This is a genomic window from Vibrio sp. 1727, assembly GCF_033344415.1.
Lineage (GTDB): Bacteria > Pseudomonadota > Gammaproteobacteria > Enterobacterales > Vibrionaceae > Vibrio > Vibrio alginolyticus.
Window position 1 is genome coordinate 1 of sequence record NZ_JAWPOT010000401.1, and the last position, 625, is coordinate 625.

Consider the following 625-nt stretch of genomic DNA (forward strand, 5'->3'; position numbering starts at 1 on the left):
TGCCTGAGTGATCTAGATTTAGGCTGAACTGAATTTGTTCTCTTGCCGCGTCAATTTGGCTTGCAATGATGTCGTTGGTTCTGCCAACGCTTATCTTAGCAACACCAGATAACTGGGCGTTATTTACCGGTGCGTTCGACCAAATAGGCGTGCTGGTGTAGTACGCACCATTTGCGGTTGTCGAGTTGTCATCAAAGTTTGTAACAAATCTACCGTTTTGCCACACCTCTACGTCCAATGGTACTTTGATCTTCATGCCCTGATTTCCGCCAACATCCTTAAAGTTCAAACGACCAAAACGAATGTCTGGTTGTTTCGTCAGAATTTCACCGCCATCGAAGAAGTTCACCTCATCAACCACGTGAGTAGTCACTAAGCCAATTTTACTGCTCTTGCTGTTTGCATCGCGGTTGAACGGGCCATCAGGGTAATGGCCTTTAGTTTTATCTTTCTCCCAACACGGGCTGTTCTGACACGTTGCATTTGTAGATGCTTTTTCAATCGCAAACTGACCGATACTGGCATCGCCGATGCGCTTCCATTCTGCCTATTGTGGTGCTGGTGGCACAAAACGATCTTGGTATCCGCCAAGCACTCCTAAGGAAAAATGCTGTTGTAAAATTGG

Annotated in this window: 1 pseudogene; it reads right to left on the minus strand. The window is 46.1% G+C overall.

Annotated features, from left to right (window positions below):
* Positions 1 to 625: pseudogene (locus tag R8O10_RS25990) on the minus strand (DUF6701 domain-containing protein); the annotation flags it as partial.